Origin of the sequence: Streptomyces sp. NBC_01808 (assembly GCF_035917395.1) — a bacterium.
GTDB lineage: Bacteria > Actinomycetota > Actinomycetes > Streptomycetales > Streptomycetaceae > Streptomyces.
In genome coordinates this window covers 2253848-2270281 of sequence record NZ_CP109072.1, presented here as the reverse complement: position 1 = coordinate 2270281, position 16434 = coordinate 2253848, and the positions used below count along the sequence as shown (strand labels likewise).

The 16434-nt window shown below is 71.7% G+C and carries 12 protein-coding genes and 1 pseudogene; 9 read left to right on the top strand and 4 right to left on the bottom strand.

The window, feature by feature from the left end:
* Positions 1-112 precede the first annotated feature (112 nt).
* The 3 genes from OG946_RS09605 (at position 113) to OG946_RS09595 (ending at position 5608) form a co-directional block, all read left to right on the top strand.
* The gene (locus OG946_RS09605) at positions 113-2548 is read left to right on the top strand and encodes a ThuA domain-containing protein (protein ID WP_442814303.1); all 2436 of its coding nucleotides are present in this window, start codon (positions 113-115) and stop codon (positions 2546-2548) included.
* The gene (locus OG946_RS09600) at positions 2545-4482 is read left to right on the top strand and encodes an OmpL47-type beta-barrel domain-containing protein (RefSeq protein ID WP_326795713.1); all 1938 of its coding nucleotides are present in this window, start codon (positions 2545-2547) and stop codon (positions 4480-4482) included. The genes OG946_RS09605 and OG946_RS09600 overlap by 4 nt, the downstream gene beginning before the upstream one ends.
* A 208-nt stretch (positions 4483-4690) precedes the next feature.
* Entirely contained in the window at positions 4691-5608 is a 918-nt protein-coding gene (locus tag OG946_RS09595; protein WP_442814302.1) for an NADP-dependent oxidoreductase, read from the top strand.
* 26 nt (positions 5609-5634) lie between these two features.
* Here OG946_RS09595 and OG946_RS09590 read toward each other — a convergent pair whose 3' ends face one another.
* Positions 5635-6600 (bottom strand): DMT family transporter, encoded by a 966-nt coding sequence (locus OG946_RS09590; protein WP_326795711.1) that lies wholly within the window; start codon positions 6598-6600, stop codon positions 5635-5637.
* Positions 6601-6735: 135 nt separating this feature from the next.
* Between OG946_RS09590 and OG946_RS09585 the strand changes: the two genes are divergently transcribed.
* A complete protein-coding gene (locus tag OG946_RS09585; RefSeq protein WP_326795710.1) occupies positions 6736-7341 on the top strand; it encodes a hypothetical protein in 606 nt (201 codons plus the stop codon).
* Between the two features lie 71 nt (positions 7342-7412).
* On the top strand, positions 7413-7946 hold the full coding sequence (locus OG946_RS09580; protein ID WP_326800194.1) for a DinB family protein: 534 nt from the start codon (positions 7413-7415) through the stop codon (positions 7944-7946).
* A 42-nt stretch (positions 7947-7988) separates the two neighbouring features.
* Here the strand turns inward: OG946_RS09580 and OG946_RS09575 are convergent.
* Positions 7989-10184, bottom strand: a pseudogene (locus OG946_RS09575) (molybdopterin-dependent oxidoreductase); the annotation flags it as partial.
* Positions 10185-10508: 324 nt separating this feature from the next.
* Here OG946_RS09575 and OG946_RS09570 point away from each other — a divergent pair.
* The 4 genes from OG946_RS09570 to OG946_RS09555 all read left to right on the top strand — a co-directional run bounded on the left by OG946_RS09570 (position 10509) and on the right by OG946_RS09555 (position 15138).
* Entirely contained in the window at positions 10509-11762 is a 1254-nt protein-coding gene (locus tag OG946_RS09570) for an ABC transporter substrate-binding protein (RefSeq protein WP_326795709.1), read from the top strand.
* Between the two features lie 197 nt (positions 11763-11959).
* Positions 11960-12916, top strand: a complete 957-nt coding sequence (locus OG946_RS09565) for a carbohydrate ABC transporter permease (RefSeq protein WP_326795708.1) — start codon at positions 11960-11962, stop codon at positions 12914-12916.
* The gene (locus OG946_RS09560; protein WP_326795707.1) at positions 12913-13851 is read left to right on the top strand and encodes a carbohydrate ABC transporter permease; all 939 of its coding nucleotides are present in this window, start codon (positions 12913-12915) and stop codon (positions 13849-13851) included. The genes OG946_RS09565 and OG946_RS09560 overlap by 4 nt, the downstream gene beginning before the upstream one ends.
* Positions 13852-14031: 180 nt before the next feature.
* Complete coding sequence (locus tag OG946_RS09555) at positions 14032-15138, top strand: murein hydrolase activator EnvC family protein (RefSeq protein WP_326795706.1); 1107 nt, start codon at positions 14032-14034, stop codon at positions 15136-15138.
* Between the two features lie 3 nt (positions 15139-15141).
* On the opposite strand, the gene OG946_RS09550 is transcribed toward OG946_RS09555, so the two are convergent.
* Together OG946_RS09550 and OG946_RS09545 are read right to left on the bottom strand one after the other, a co-directional pair.
* On the bottom strand, positions 15142-15357 hold the full coding sequence (locus OG946_RS09550; RefSeq protein ID WP_326795705.1) for a Trm112 family protein: 216 nt from the start codon (positions 15355-15357) through the stop codon (positions 15142-15144).
* A complete protein-coding gene (locus OG946_RS09545; RefSeq protein WP_326795704.1) occupies positions 15354-16433 on the bottom strand; it encodes a DMT family transporter in 1080 nt (359 codons plus the stop codon). Before OG946_RS09545 ends, OG946_RS09550 begins: the two co-directional genes overlap by 4 nt.
* Between the last annotated feature and the right edge of the window lies 1 nt (position 16434).

Genomic DNA, 16434 nt, shown 5'->3' with positions numbered 1-16434 from the left:
GACAAAGTTCGGATCGAATCCGGCTGTAGGCATTGGCAGTTCGCGAAAAGGGGTCTAACTTCCTACGGCGGCGCAGCTATCCCGCAGCATCCCGGGACGAGGTGGGAGGACCATGCGACGCAGGGGAAACGCCCTACGCTGGGCGGCCGGTGCATCGGCGGTGGCCATGGCGGCAACGCTCCTGGCAGGAGCGCAGGCCGTGGCAGGACCGTCGGACGCCGGACCGCTGGCGGCAGGCAGTCCGCCGGGCAGGGCGAACGCTTCGGTACTCGTGTTCTACCGGGTCGACGGCGACCAACACGCCGTGACCCGGGCGGGCATCGAGGCCATCGAGGCGATCGGTGCCCAGGGGCCCGAGACATTCACGGTGACCGCGACCGACGAGGTCACGGCGTTCACCGACAAGAACCTGGCCAGGTACAACGCGGTCGTCTTCCTGTCACCGGGCAGCGACCGGCTCAACACCATGCAGGAACAGTCGTTCCAGCGCTACATCAAGGCGGGCGGCGGGTTCCTCGGCATCCATGACGCGGCCCGCTCGGAACCGGAGTCCGACTGGTTCACGGGCCTGATCGGCAGCCGCCCCGCCGGCACCTCCGGCGGCGCGCAGGAGGCCGTCGTCGAGGTCGGCGACCGGCTGAACCCGGCCACCAAGGAGCTGCCGCTGGAGTGGAAGCGCAGCGACGTGTGGACCAACTGGGAGAAGAACCCGTCCGGCAGCGTCCACACCGTCGCCAGGGTCCGGGAGAACACGTACCAGCCGGGCTCGACGGCCAACGGCTGGGACCACCCGATCTCCTGGTGCCGCGACTACGAGGGCGGCCGCTCGTTCTACACCGGCATGGGCGGCACCGCCGCCGGCTTCGCCGAGGAGAACTTCCGGTCGCACCTGCGCGGCGCCCTGCTGTGGACCACGCGCCAGGCGCGCGCGGACTGCCAGGCGAGCATCACCGCCAACTACGAGGCGACCCGGCTGACCCAGCCGAACCAGGCGAACCAGCTCGACCAGATCGGCGAGCCGCACGGCATCGACATCGCCGACGACGGCAAGGTCTACTACATCGGCCGCGGCGGCCGCTGGTCCGGCGCCCCCGTCGACGTCGACTGGAACAGCCCGGAGATGGGCAAGGGCCCCGGCACGATCCACATGTGGGACCCGGAGACCGAGAAGGTCACCGCGGTCGGCACGCTCGACGTCTTCGGCAACAAGGGCGGCGGCGACGAGCTGGTCAAGGTCGAGGAGGGCCTGCTCGGCATCGCCCTCGACCAGGACTTCGCCGACAACGGCTACGTGTACCTGCACTACACGCCGCACTCCGGCGTCGACCGTGCCGCGCACATGGCCGAGCGGCGGGTCTCCCGCTTCACCATCGACCAGGAGACGCAGAAGCTCGACACCGCCTCCGAGAAGGTCGTGCTGTCCTGGCCCGTCCAGGTGCACAGTTGCTGCCACGCCGGCGGCGACATGGAGTGGGACTCCAAGGGCAACCTGTACATCGCCACCGGTGACACCAACTCCTCGCGGTTCAGCGACGGCTACTCGGGCAACAACCCGGAGCCCAACTTCGGCGGCGTGTCCTTCGCCGACGCGCGCCGCACCGCGGGCAACACCAACAACCTCAACGGGAAGATCCTGCGGATCCACCCCGAGGACGACGGCACGTACACCATCCCCGAGGGCAACCTCTTCACCGGCGACGAGGGCGACGGCGACCAGGCAAGGCCCGAGATCTACGTGATGGGCGTGCGCAACCCGTCCCGGATCGAGATCGACGAGAGCGACCGGCTCTACGCGGGCTGGGTCGGCCCGGACGCCGGCTCGCCCAGTACCACCTGGGGTCCGGCCAAGTACGACACGTTCGCCGTCATCACCAGCGCGGGCAACCAGGGCTGGCCGTACTGCATGGGCAACTCGCAGCCGTACCGCGACCGCAACCTGCCCGACCCGTCGCAGCCGCTCGACTGGTACGACTGCGACAACATCAAGAACACCTCGCCCAACAACGACGGGCTCACGGACCTCCCGCCGGTCCGCGACAACAACATCTGGTACTCGCCCCAGGGCGGCGGCCCCGACTACCCGCGCAACGCGGACGGGGTGCCCAGCTACAACGTCAACGAGGCGCAGTACCGCCTGCCCTGGCTCAAGGGCGGCGGCCAGGCGGCCATGACGGGCCCCGTCTACCGCTACGACGCCTCCTCCGACAGCGACGTGAAGTGGCCGGAGTACTGGGACGAGAAGTGGTTCGTCGGCGACTTCTACGACGGGGACCAGCCGCGGCACGCCGTGGTCATGGACCCGGACAACGCCGGTGACGGCGGGCTGCCGGTGCACGCCGAGTCGCTCGACAAGATCATCCCGGTCGGCAACGGCGGCATCCGCAACCTGATGGACTGGAAGTTCGGCCCCGACGGCGCGCTCTACGTGCTCGACTACGGCCGCGGCTTCTTCAACGCCGACTCGGCGTCCGCCCTGTGGCGGGTGACGTACAAGGGCGGGCCGGCGACACCGCTGCCCGGGGACCTGATCGCGAAGGGAAGTCAATGAGATCCGGAGCTCTGACCGCGGGTGGACTGCGGCGGGCGCTGATCACTCTGGTGGCGGTCTGCCTGGCGCTGCTCGCGCCGGGCGGCCTGCCCACCGCGGGCGCGGCGGCGCCCGACGAGGCCCGGGCGGCGGCGCAGACGCTGACCTGGACCGCGGGTGACAGCATCACCGAGTACACGTCCGCGCCCACGACGGCGGTGGCGGGGGAGACGACCATCGTCTTCGAGAACAGCGCCGCCACCGGCAACACCACCGGCATGGTGCACACGCTGACGTTCGACACGTTCACCGACGGCTACAACAAGGACGTCAGCCTCAACCTCCAGGCGTCCCCGAACGACCAGAACAACGGCAAGTGGCAGGCGACGGTCAACCTCTCGCCGGGCAAGTACCGCTACTACTGCGCGATTCCCGGCCACGGTTCGATGGTCGGCGAGCTGATCGTCACGGACGGCAGCGCCGAGGACACCACGGCGCCCGAGGCGGCCGCGGAGGTCAAGGGCGAGCAGGACGCGAACGGCGCGTACCTGGGCAGCGCGACGGTCGAGCTGTCCGCCACCGACGACATGTCGGGGGTCGACCGCGTCGACTACGCCCTGGACGGGGCCACCGACTGGACCGCGTACGAGGCGCCCGTCGTGGTCAACACCCCGGGTGAGCACACCGTCAGATACCGCGCCACCGACAAGGCGGGCAACACCAGCGAGGAGAAGTCGGTGACCTTCACGGTCGCCGAGGCCGGGGAGGACACCACGCCGCCCACGGTCACCGCCTCGGTGGACGGCGAGCAGAACGACGACGGCGCGTATCTGGACAATGCCATGGTCACGCTGAAGGGGGCGGACACCGGCGGCTCCGGGCTCGACAAGGTCGAGTACTCGGTCAACGGCAGCGCCTTCCAGACGTACACCGAGATGCTGCACATCCACACCGTCGGCGAGCACAAGGTCTCCTACCGGGCCACCGACAAGGCGGGCAACTCCTCCGAGGTCGGGACGGTCACCTTCACGATCGTCGAGAGGTACCCCAACCCCGACCCGGACTGCCCGGAGCTGGACTCCCGTCCGATCGTCTTCATCGGCCAGTACGACACCCACGTGCCCAACCGCGTCACCCCGAACGGCTGCACGATCAACGAGGTGATCGAGGACGAGAAGGCGTGGGCGAAGCAGAAGGCGTTCCTGGACCACGTCGGGGACGTCACCGACGAGCTGTACGCGGACGCCGTGATCAACGGCGAGGAGCGCCAGATCATCCGCGACACCGCCAGGGAGTCGGGGATCGGCAAGCCGGGCCAGAACGAGGGCTACACGCCGATCTTCACCGGCACGGAGAACTCCTTCTCCAAGTGGCAGCAGGTCGGCGGCGGCAGCTTCAACCTCAACGGGGACGGCTCGATGACGAGCGGGACGACCGTCAGCGGGATGGGCATGCTGTGGTACCCGCAGGCCCAGTACGGTGACTTCTCGCTCAAGCTGCAGTGGCGCGACGACGCGCCGGGCAGCGGGCGCGCCAACTCCGGCGTCTTCGTCCGCTTCCCGGACGTGCGCGACCACCCGGACGAGTCGCGGCCCGAGTGGGTGGCGATCAAGTACGGGCACGAGGTGCAGGTCTTCGACTCGGAGGCCGGCGACCAGTACAAGACCGGCTCGATCTACGGCTTCGACCGGGTCGACCACGGCTCGGCCGGGGTGACGCCGAAGGGCACGTGGAACGACTACGAGATCCGGGTGGTGGGCCAGAAGTACTCGATCTACCGCAACGGCGTGCTCCTCAACGAGTTCGAGAACTCCCCGGGGCAGCTCTTCTCGCCGCCGCGCGGCGACGACCCGGGCACGGACGGCCGCCAGCACGCGAAGGGCTACATCGGCCTCCAGGTGCACGGCACGACGGACGTGGTCTCGTACCGCGACATCCGGATCAAGCCGCTGTGACGTATACGGTCGGCTGAGCCGGATCGAGTCCCGGTGGGGGGCGGTGGCACACACCGCCCCCCATCAGGCGTTTTGCGGGGTGTACCAACGGGCGCGGGGGCCGAAACGCCTGTTCGCCACGGGATCGAAAGCGCACCGGTGCGCGTACCTCGGTGGGATAGTCGGTCCGTTCGGTGTCCACGGTCCCGAAGGAAGGTGATGGCCCGTGGTGTTCGCCATGGGATTCTCCGAGTACGGCGGCCCCGAGGTGCTGCGCCCCCTCGACGTCGAGGTCCCGGCGCCGGCCGCCGGCGAGGTGCGCGTCCGCGTCCGCTGCGCGGGGGTCAACCCGCTGGACTGGAAGCTGCGCGCCGGGCGGATGGCGGCGGTCAGGACGCCGGCCTTCCCGTACGTCCTGGGGCTGGAGGCAGCGGGCGTCGTCGAGTCCGTGGGCGAGGACGCGGGGTCGTGGCGGGTGGGCGACGAGGTGCTGGGGCCGGTGACGGCGGGGTACGCGGTGCAGACGCTGGCCCGCGCGGACCGGCTGGTCGCCAAGCCGCCGGGGCTGCCGTGGGAGCTGGCGGGCGGGCTGCCGGTGGCGGCGGAGACCGCGTACCGCACGCTGACGGCGCTGCGCGTGGCGAAGGACGACACGCTGCTCGTGCACGGCGCGGCGGGCGGGGTCGGCAGCCTGGCGGTGCAGTTCGCGGTCTCGGCGGGGGTACGGGTCATCGGCACCGCGAGCCCCGCGAACCACGACTACCTGCGCTCGCTGGGCGCGGAACCGGTCGCGTACGGGGAGGGCGTGGGCGCGCGGGTACGGGAACTGGCGCCGGACGTCGACGCGGTTCTGGACGTCGCGGGACGCGGCGTGCTGCCGGAGTCGGTGGACCTGGCCGGCGGCCGGGACCGGGTCCTGACGATCGCGGACGCGGCGGGCGCGCAGCCGCTGGGCGTACGGTTCTCACGCCAGTCGGACGGCGAGGACCAGTACGTGCCGGGCATCGAACGCGCCCTGGCGCTGTACCGCGACGGCCGCCTGCACCTGCCGGTGTGGCGCGCCCTGCCCCTGACGGAGGCCCCGGACGCCCACCGGGCGAGCGAGGGGGGCCACTTGCGGGGGAAGATCGTCCTGGTGGCGGACTGAGGGGCAGGGGGGATGTCGTCCGGCGGTCAGCGGGCCAGGCTGAAGGTTTCGGCCGGGCTGGGGGCGGGGTGGCGTGCCCAATCGGGGGTCCGGTCCGTTGTCTTGGCGGCCGGGCGTGGCTGCGGCGCCGGGGCGGAGGGGGCCGCCGGTGTCCGTTCCGCCGCCTCTTCGGGGCGGGAGAGCAGGAGTACGCCGTGGGTGGCCAGGGCCGTTGCCGTCAGGGCCGCCGCCAACCCCGGTGCGCCGCCGGTCAGTTGCTCGCCTAGCAGCGTCAGGCCCACCGCCGCGCAGACCGCCGGGTTGACCAGGGTCACCGTGGCCAGGGGCGCGCCGAGGCCGTCGCGGTAGGCCGCCTGCGAGAGCATCAGCCCCGCGGGGGCCAGTGCCGCCACCGCGAGGCCCGCCAGCACCGTGAAGGCGTCCGGGCCGGGGCGTACCGCGACCGTCTGGGTCAGCACCGAGCCCGCGCCGAAGGCGATGCCCGCGGCCGTGGCGTACGCGATCCCGGCGGCCCGCGGGCCCGCCCGGCGCGCCGCCGCGACCAGCGCCGCCAGCGCCGCCGCGGTGGCCGCGACCGTGCCGAGGACCTGCGCCGGAGTGAGCACCTCGATGTGCCCGCCGCCGCGCACCAGCAGCAGCACCCCCGCCAGCCCGGCCAGCGTCAGCGCCGCGCCCCGCCACCGCGCCGCGCCGACCGTCCGCCCGGTGACCGCCGCCTGCAGCGGCAGCGCGAGGACCAGCGTCAGGGCCCCCAGCGGCTGTATCAGGGTCAGCGGCCCGTACCGCAGCGCGAGCACGTGCAGCGCCGCGCCCGCGACGTTCAGCCCGACCGACAGCCACCACGAGCCGCGCCCGAGCGCCGCCCACACCCCCGCGTCCGCCTCCCGGCCCGCCCCCGCGACCCGCTCCTGGAGCACGGCGGCCCCCGCGTACGCGGCGGCGGACGCGAGTGCCAGCACCAGTGCTGCCGCGAGGCCGTTCATGCCGTTCATGTCCCCTCCGGTGGTCGAACCCGTCCCCGGACGGTATCGAGCCTTGCGGACAGATCCTGTCCGCAAGTCGTCGCTGCCGTCGTGTTTGTGGACTGCCCGCGGCGCCGGAACTCATCGGCGGTGAATCATGGGCGCGTGGCCTCCCTCCTGTACGACGACTCCGCCCCGCCGCCCGGCCCCGTGCAGTTCCAGCTCGTCCTGCTGCGCCGCATGCAGGACTTCCAGCCCGACCTGGTCGCCGAAGCACTGCGCGCCCTCGGCGTGCCCCGTACCGCGATGCGCGAGGCCAACCGCCGCTGGCAGGGCCGGCTCCGCGCCCGCGGCGGCCAGGCCGCAGGCGCCGCGCGGGCCCGGGACTTCGCCGCACTGCTCGGGCCGCCCGCGTCGGTGACGCGGCGGGCGCACGGCGACATGGCGCTGGACGTGCACGTCTGGCCGGTGCCGCTCTGGCCTGACCTGCGGTTCGAGGCGACCTGCGGCGTGGGCGGCGTCGCGCTCAACGCCTGGCTCGTACGGGCGCCGGAGGCGGCGGGCCCCGCGCTGCGCACGCTCGCCGATCTGGCGCCCTGGGGCTGCACCGTCGACGAGGTGGCGCGGGCCTTCCCGCCCGCGGTGCCCCGCGAGGCGTCCGCCGCCCACCGCTTCGCGCTGGCGTTCACCGCGCCGGACGCGGCCGGCGAACCGCGTGCGTGCACGGCGGAGTTCGCCTGGGGGCTGGTGCAGCGGTGGACCGTCGATTAAGCGTCGCTTACCGATCCCTTGAACGGATTCTCGCTGGTGCTGCACAGTCCTCCGCGGGGAGACTGGACGGCATGATCACACCGGACACCAAGGACTGGACCTGGGTCCTGGACCGCCCCTGCCCCGAGTGCGGCTTCGTGGCGGCCGAGACCCGCCCGCAGGACGTCCCCGCGCTGATGCGGAAGTGCGCCGTGCGCTGGGTGCAGGTGCTGGCCGACGAGCCGGAGCGGCTGCGGGCGCGGCCGCGGCCCGACGTGTGGTCGGCGCTGGAGTACGCGTGCCATGTGCGCGACGTGTTCCGGCTGTACGACGAGCGGCTGGACCTGATGCTCACCCAGGACGGCCCGCACTACGCGAACTGGCAGCAGGACGAGACGGCGGTCGCGGCGCGGTACGGGGAGCAGGACCCGCTCCAGGTGGCGGCGGAGCTGTCGGCGTGGGGGGAGACGCTGGCGGAGCACCTGGACGAGGTCGGCGAGGGGCAGTGGCAGCGGACGGGGTTCCGGAGCGACGGCGCGGCGTTCACGGTCGACACGTTCGCGCGGTACTTCGTGCACGACGTGATCCACCACCTGTACGACGTGGGCGCCCCGCTGGACCGCTGACCCCCTCCCCGGGGGGATGAAGAGCTGGTTTCCGGGGGCTTCGTGGCGCTGGAAGTACTCGGCGCCCTTGGCGGAGGAGCCGAGCAGGTTGGCGCGCCAGAGGGTGACGATGCGCGGCCAGTTCTCCTCGGCGTCGGGGTCCTCGCAGGCGAAGCCGAGCCGCCCGGCGCGCAGTTCGTCCACGGTGTACGCCACCGGGTCCTTGCCCGCGGCGTCCGCGTCCTCCGCGAGGTCGAGCGGGTTGCGGTCGAAGGTCGGGTACGAGGGCATCCAGCCGGCCCGCGCCGCGGCGGCCAGGCAGTCCGCGGCGGTCATGCCCGCGAACGCGCCGCGGCCGAGCGGGGAGGCGAGGACGTCGGCGCGGAAGCGGTCGTAGCGCCACTGGTCGGTGTTGAGGAACCAGTACGCGGTGCCGATCATCTGCCGCGGCGGCCGGGACCAGTCGTTCGCCGAGGCCAGCGTCGCCCAGCCGGTCGAGGGCCGGCACTTCTCCTGCCCGACGTAGTGTGCCCAGCCGCCGCCGTTGACGCCCTGGCAGCCGGTGAGCTGGAGGAGGGCGAGGAAGGCGCGGTAGATGGTCTCGGAGTGGAACCAGTGGTTCGTGCCCGCGCCCATGAGGATCATGCAGCGCCCGCGGGACGCCTCGGCGGTACGGGCGAACTCCCGGGCGATGCGCACGCACCGGGCGGCGGGGACCGAGGTGTGCACCTCCTGCCAGGCAGGCGTCGCGGGCTGCGCGGCGTCCTCGTACCCCTCGGGCCACGTGCCCGGCAGCCCGGGCGGGCGACGCCGTACCGGGCGAGCAGCAGGTCGAAGACCGTGGTGACCAGCCGCCCGTCCGGCAGCCGCAGCGCAGGTACGCCGCGGGCGACGGACTCGCCGCGGCCCTGGCCGTGCGCGCCGCCCTCGGTGTCGAAGCGCGGCAGCAGCACCTCGGCGGGCTCGGCGCCCGGCACCCCGGACAGGCTCAGCCGGGGGACGGTTGCGCCGAGATCGAGGTTCCACTTGCCCTTGCCCGACTCGGTCCACCGGAAGCCGAGCGAGCCGTTGGGCACGACGGTTTCGCCGGTGGTCTCGTCCACCACCACCGTCTGCCACTCCGCGCCCTCGGCCGCCGCCTCCGGACGGCCTGTCAGATCGGCCGCGCGCAGGAACTTGTCCGGCAGGTGACTCCACCCGCGCGGCCGGAGGGTGACGAGGAACGGCAGGTCGGTGAAGCGGCGTACGTAGTCGGTGAAGTAGGGGACTTGGCGGTCGACGAAGCACTCCTTGAGGATCACGTGCCCCATCGCCAGCGCGAGCGCGCCGTCGGTGCCGGGGTGCGGATGCAGCCACTCGTCGGCGAACTCGGCGTTGTCGGCGTAGTCGGGCGCGACGACCGCGACCTTCTGCCCGCGGTAGCGGGCCTCGGCCGTCCAGTGCGCGTCCGGGGTGCGGGTCACGGGGACGTTGGAGCCCCACATGACGAGGTACGCGGCGTCCCACCAGTCGCCGGACTCGGGCACGTCGGTCTGGTCGCCGAAGACCTGCGGGGAGGCCACGGGCAGGTCCGCGTACCAGTCGTAGAAGGAGAGCATCGGGGCGCCGATGAGCCAGTGGAAGCGGGCCCCGGCGGCGTGCGAGACCATCGACATCGCGGGGATCGGGGAGAAGCCGGCGATACGGTCCGGGCCGTACCGCTTGACGGTGTGCACGTGCGCGGCGGCGACCAGTTCGACGGCCTCGTCCCAGGTGGCCCGGACGAACCCGCCCTTGCCGCGGGCTCGCTGGTAGCGGCGGCGGCGCTCGGGGTCGCCGGTGACCTCGGCCCACGCCGGCACCGGATCGCCCAGCCGCCGGCGCGCCTCGCGGTACTGCTCCAGCAGCACGCCGCGGACGTAGGGGTAGCGGACGCGGGTGGGGGAGTAGGTGTACCAGGAGAAGGCGGCGCCGCGCGGGCAGCCGCGCGGCTCGTACCCGGGGCGGTCGGGGCCGGCCGAGGGGTAGTCGGTCTCCTGGGTCTCCCAGGTGATGATCCCGTCTTTGACGTAGACCTTCCAGCGGCACGAACCGGTGCAGTTCACACCGTGCGTGGAGCGGACCACCTTGTCGTGGCTCCACCTGTCGCGGTAGAAGACGTCGCCCGCTCTGCCGCCCGTTTTTCGTCACCGTACGTAGATCCGGCGAGACCGTGCCGCGCGTGAACCAACGGCCCGTACGCAACAGCAGGTCGGATGCGGCACCGTCGGTTCCGGCCACGGCTACCTCGGTTCTCTCGCGCTCTGCGGCGGTGGGGGACGGCTGACGGTGGCAACCCTGTCCGGGCCCCACGATCAACGCTAAGGGCCGGCCGGCCCGCGAACCCGGCCGAGAGGCCCGTACGGGTGACTACCGTGCGTAGCGGAAGAAGGCGGAACGGAAGCAGTCGGAAGCCCCTGATTGCAGCCAGGTCACGGCAGTGGCCTAGACCTGTTCGCGAGAGGCGCCCGTCGGTAGGCTGACGCCCAGCGCACGCTGGATGATCTTCATCTGGTCGTAAACCAGCGCCGAGGACAAAGGGGTTCAACAGTGAGGACAGTACGGTTGATCAGTGCCGGCGCAGCCGCCTCTGCGCTGGTACTGGGGCTTGCGGCATGTGGTGACGACGGGGGCAGCTCGGACGGGACCACCACCATCAAGCTGGTGGCGGCCGACTACGGGGACAAGGCGTCGAACGCGTCCAAGGTCTACTGGGACGACGTCGTCAAGCGCTTCGAGGCGAAGAACAAGGACATCAAGGTCGACGTCCAGGTCATCAACTGGAACGACATCGACACCAAGGTCAAGACGATGATCCAGGGCGGGAACGTCCCGGACATCCTGCAGACCGGCGGCTACGCGGACAAGGTCGCCGACGACCTGCTGTACGAGGCCGACGAGGTGCTCTCGCCGAAGACGAAGTCCAACCTCATCGAGTCCTTCGCCAAGGCGGGCGAGGTCGACGGCACCCAGTACGGCATCCCGTTCGTCTCCTCGGCGCGGCTGATGTTCTACAACAAGGAAGTCCTCGACAAGGCCGGCGTGGAGGTCCCGCAGAGCTGGGACGACGTGGCCGCCGCGGCGGAGAAGATCAAGGACAAGAAGGCCGCGGAGATCCCCTACGCGCTGCCGCTCGGCCCGGAGGAGACCCAGGGCGAGTCGATGATCTGGGAGATCGGCAACGGCGGCGGTTACACCGACGCCGAGGGCAACTACACGATCGACAGCGCCCAGAACGTCGAGACCTTCGAGTGGCTGAAGGAGAACCTGGTCGACCCCGGTCTGACCTACGAGAACCCCGCCACGACCGACCGCAAGACGGCCTTCGCCGACTTCGCCGCCGGCAAGGTGGGCATGCTCAACGGCCACCCGACGCTGATCCAGATGGCCAAGGACGGCGGTGTCGACTACGAGGTGGCGCCGATCCCCGGCAAGGACGGCCCGCTGGACTCCACCCTCGGCGTCGCCGACTGGATGATGGCGTTCAAGGACGGCGGCAAGCAGGAAGAGATCAAGAAGTTCCTGGACTTCGCGTACTCCAAGGAGAACACGCTCAAGTTCGACGAGATGTACAACCTCATGCCGGTGACCACGGACACCCTTGAGGAGATGCAGTCGAGCGGCAAGCACAAGGACCTGGAGCCCTTCTTCGAGGTGCTGCCGGCCGCCCAGTTCTACCCGCTGGGCAGCACGAGCTGGGACGTGGTCTCCGCGGAGATCAAGAAGTCGGGCGGCAAGGCCGTCTCCGACGACCCGGGCAAGGTGCTGGGTGAACTCCAGCAGAAGGCCGAGGACACCGCCGCCGACATGGGCGAGTGACCAGGCACGGGTGCTGAACCGCCCTCGGTGACCGTACCGGGCCGGGCCGCCGCGCAGTATGCCGCGCGGCGGCCCGCCCCGGGCGCCGTCGCCCGGGCACCCCGTGCTCTCGCGCGGCCCGCGTACGACCGCGTCGCCGCGCCCCCGTAGCCCCCAGTGCGGTCCCCGCGGGCCGCCGTACCCGCAAGGAGTCCCCCGTGCCCGTCACGGTCAAGGAGCCCGCGGCCGCTGCCGGCCCCGGGCCCGGCGGGCGGAAGACCGGGCCGCAGCGTCGCCGCCGTCGCGGCGGCCTCGCCCGGCTCGGCCCGCTGCCCTGGATTGCCCCCGCCATCCTGCTGATCGTCGTGGTGGTCCTCTGGCCCATCTACGAACTGATCCGCACCTCGTTCCTCAACGTCAGCATCAGCGGCTTCGTCCGCGGCTCGGCCGGCACCGAGAAGTACCGCCAGCTCTTCGACGAGTCCGGCTTCGGCAGCGTGCTGACGATGACAGTGGTATGGACCGTCGCCGTCGTCGGCGTCACCATGCTTCTCTCGCTGGGCCTGGCCCAGTTGTTCAACAAGCCCTTCCCGGGCCGTACGGTCACCCGCTGGGCGCTCATCGCGCCGTGGGCCGCCTCGGTGCTGATGACCGCCATCGGCTTCCGCTGGATGCTCGACCAGACGGCCGGCGTCCTCAACACCCTGATGACCGACATCGGTCTGATAGACGGGCCGAAGGACTGGCTGGGCGATCCCGCGACCGCCTGGCCGTGGATGATGTTCGTCGCGGTCTTCGTCTCGCTGCCGTTCACCACGTACACGCTCCTCGCCGGGCTGCAGACCATCCCGCACGAGGTGTACGAGGCCGCCCGCATCGACGGCGCCAACTCCCGCCAGACCTACTGGCGGGTGACCGTGCCGCTGCTGCGGCCCGCGTTCCTCGTCGGCTTCGTCATCAACCTCATCAACGTCTTCAACTCGTTCCCCGTCATCTGGGCCATGACCAAGGGCGGGCCCGGCAGCGACACCGCCACGACCACGGTGTTCATGTACCAGTTGAAGGACACCGACATCGGCGAGTCCGCCGCGATGTCCGTCGTCAACTTCGTGATGGTCGTCGTACTCGTCCTGATCTTCCTGAAGGTCAGCCGCTGGAACAAGGAGGACGCATGACGGTCTCCGCGCCCTCACGCACACCGGAAGACGGCCCCGTCGCCAAGGAAGCCGGCGGGAAAGGCGGCGGCGACCGCGGCAGGGGAGCCAGGGGCGGCAAGGGCGCCGCCAAGCGCAGGAAGTACGGCCCGCGCACCCTCGTCATCGCCGCGAGCGCCTGGATGCTGGCGGTCATCTTCATCGCGCCGTATCTGGAGATGATCATCACCGCGCTGCGGCCCGCGGACGAGCTTCGCGACCGGACCTACCTGCCCACGTCGTTCGAGTGGAAGAACCTGGTCGACGTCTGGAAGGAGTCCACGCTCGGCGACAACCTCCAGGTCACCCTGCTGATCGCGGGCGGCGCCACGCTGCTGGTGCTGCTGGTGTCGCTGCCGGCCGCGTACTACACGGCGCGCGTGCGCTACCGCGGGCGCAAGGCGTTCCTGCTGCTGGTGCTCGTCACCCAGATGTTCCAGCCGACCGCGCTGCTCATCGGCCTCTACCGCGAGTTCCACCAGTTGGAGATGCTGAACTCGACCTGGACGCTGATCCTGGCCAACGGCGCGTTCAACCTCGCCTTCGCGATCTGGATCCTCACCGCCTACATCTCCTCCATCCCGGCGGAGTTGGAGGAGGCCGCGATGGTCGACGGCACCGGGCGGTTCGGCGCGCTCTTCCGGGTGACGCTGCCGCTGGCCATGCCGGGCGTGGTCACGGCGCTCATCTTCACGTTCATCTCGACCTGGAACGAGTTCGTGATGGGCCTGACGCTGATGACCGAGCCGGAGAAGCAGCCACTGACCGTCGGCATCAACAACTTCATCGGCAACTACACCGTCGAATGGAACTACCTCTTCGCGGCCTCCGTCGTCGCCATCATCCCCGTCGTCGTGCTCTTCGCCTTCATCGAGCGGCACGTCGTCTCGGGTCTGACGGCAGGCTCGGTGAAGTAGGCCCCGGCACGGCACTACCCTGAACCGCACCCCGCCCGCCGGCGCTGCCGGCCGGCGGGGTGCGGCGTACCACGGCCGGGGGAGCGCGGGGGCGCGGGCGACTGCGCCGGACGGGCGATATACACCGACACCCCGTGTTCGCTGACGCATGGCGCGCGCTTACGTCGTTAATTTCGGCCGATGCGACGAATTATCACACAAACAGGAGCGACCGCGGCCCTGTGCGTCGCCCTGGCCGTGCCCGCCGGCGTTCCGCACGCCGCCGCCCGCCCCGACCCGGGCACCGACGGCAAGGCCGGGGTACGTGCGGTGCGCGGCACCGTCGACCGGCTGTTCCGGGACGCCGCCGCGGCCACCGAGCGCTACGAGGCCGCCCGCCGGGCGTCCGCAGCGCAGCGCGTGAAGATCGCCAAGCTCCAGCGGGCCGTACGCGCCAAGCACCGCAGGCTCGTCGTGCTGCGCGGCCGGATCGGGCAGCACGCCGCCCGCCAGTACCAGTCCGGCGGCCTCGGCCCCACCGCCGCGCTGATGTCCGCGCGCACCCCAGAGGACCTGCTCGACAGGGTCTTCCTGCTCGACAAGGGCGAGCAGGCCGCGGCCGGCCTCTACCACCGCGCCGAGAAGGCCGAGCGGCGGCTCGCGGACGAGCGGGAGCGCCAGGCCGTCGCGCTCGACGACCTGCGCGCGGAACTGCACACGCAGGCGCGGGTGAAGCGGTTCATCGAGCGCAAGCTGGAGCGGGCGCAGGGCCGGCTCGACGACCTGCAGAGCGCGCAGGCCGCCCGCTCGCGCAGCTCCGACTGCCCGCGCGCCGAGCGCTCCAGGGCCGTGACGCTCAGCGCGGACGGCAAGGCGCTGGCGGGCCGCAAGTGGACCGCGCCGGTGGGCCGTTACACCCTCTCCTCGCGCTTCGACCAGGCCGGCGGGATGTGGTCCTCCCGGCACACGGGCCTGGACTTCGCCGTCGACGAGGGCAAGCCGGTGGGCAGCGTCGGCTACGGCGTGGTGTACGAGATCGGCTGCGACGACGCCTTCGGCAACTCCGTCACCGTCCGGCACGACGACGGCTACTACACCTTCTACGCGCACCTCTCCGAGGTGCGCGCCAAGCCCGGCGAGCGGGTCTTCCCCGGCCAGCCCCTCGGCCGCGCCGGTACCACCGGCAACTCCACAGGACCGCACCTGCACTTCGAGGTCCGGGTGACACCGCAGTTCGGCTCGGGGATCGACCCGGAGCCGTGGCTGCGCGGCAAGGGCGTACGGCTGCGCGAACCGGCGGCGGAGTAGGGCTCAGGCCCGGGGCTGCAGACCGCCGGTGATCCGCTCGTGCTCCTCGTCCGACACCGCCTCGCCGGAGGCCGGGAGCAACTGCGGTATGCCGTCGCGCACGGGATAGCGGCGCCGCAGCCGCGGGTTGTAGAGCGCGTCGCCGGAGTCCAGCAGGGTCAGCGGGCCCTTGTCGAGCGGGCAGACGAGGATCTTCAGCAGCGGGTCTTCGGGGTTCACGGGACGGGGCCTCCACGGTGGGGGGTCGGTACAGGGGCGGGCGGCAGTGCGGCGGGACGCCGCCCGGGCGGCTCCGGCCCGGCGCCGGGCCCGGGTGCGGAGCCGGGTACGGCCTCCGGCACTGCGCCGCCCGCGGCCTCCGGCTCCTCGTCGCGTACGGGCCCGGGGCCCGGCGCTTCGCCGGCCGGCTCCTCCGGGGCCGGCTCGTCGTGGCGCGGGAGCGCCAGCAGCACCGACACCGCCAGCGCGATCCCGCCCAGCCGCAGCAGCAGCCGCGGCGCGTCGTGCGGCAGCGGCTCGCCGAAGACGAACGTGCCCGCGGCGACGGCGTGCAGGCAGTTGGCCGTCGTGCACACCGGCACGATCAGCGACGCCCGGCAGCGCTGCAGCGCCGCCTGCGACATCACCAGCCCCGCCACCGCGGTGAACGCCAGCGTGTACGGGTACGGCGACGCCAGCAGGTCGCCCGCGGTGCCGAGCACGTCGGAGCCCGGCACCAGACCCGAGACGCCCTTGATCGTCAGCGAGCTGACCCCGTACAGGAAGCCCACCCCGACCCCGTACGCGATGCCCGTCGTCGGGATCCGGTGCCGCCGCTTGGCGCGCAGCTCCGCCGCCAGGTACAGCCACAGCCCCGCGGCCAGCGACGGGAGCGCGACCAGCAGGAACCGCCCGGCCGGCGCCGAGGTGCTGACCGTGTCGGCGTCCTGGTCCAGGGAGAGCACGATCATCCCCAGCGACAGCAGGATCGCGGCCACCCCGGCCAGTTCGCGCGCGCTCAGCCGCTCGCCGAGGAACCGCGACGACAGCAGGACCAGCAGCACCAGCCCGGAGACGAGGATGCCCTGCGCGGCGGCCAGCGGCAGCGTGCGGTAGCAGAGCAACTGGGCGGCGAAGCCCAGCCCCAGGCTGAGGCAGCCCGCCAGCCACAGCGGGCTGGACACCAGCACCCGCACCATGCGGGCCGGCCGCTTCACGCTCAGCTCGGGCAGCGCCGACAGGGCCCGCTTCTCCAGTACGAAGCCGCAGCTTATGAAGACGTTCGCCAGCAGCGCCGCGGCAACCCCCCACCACATC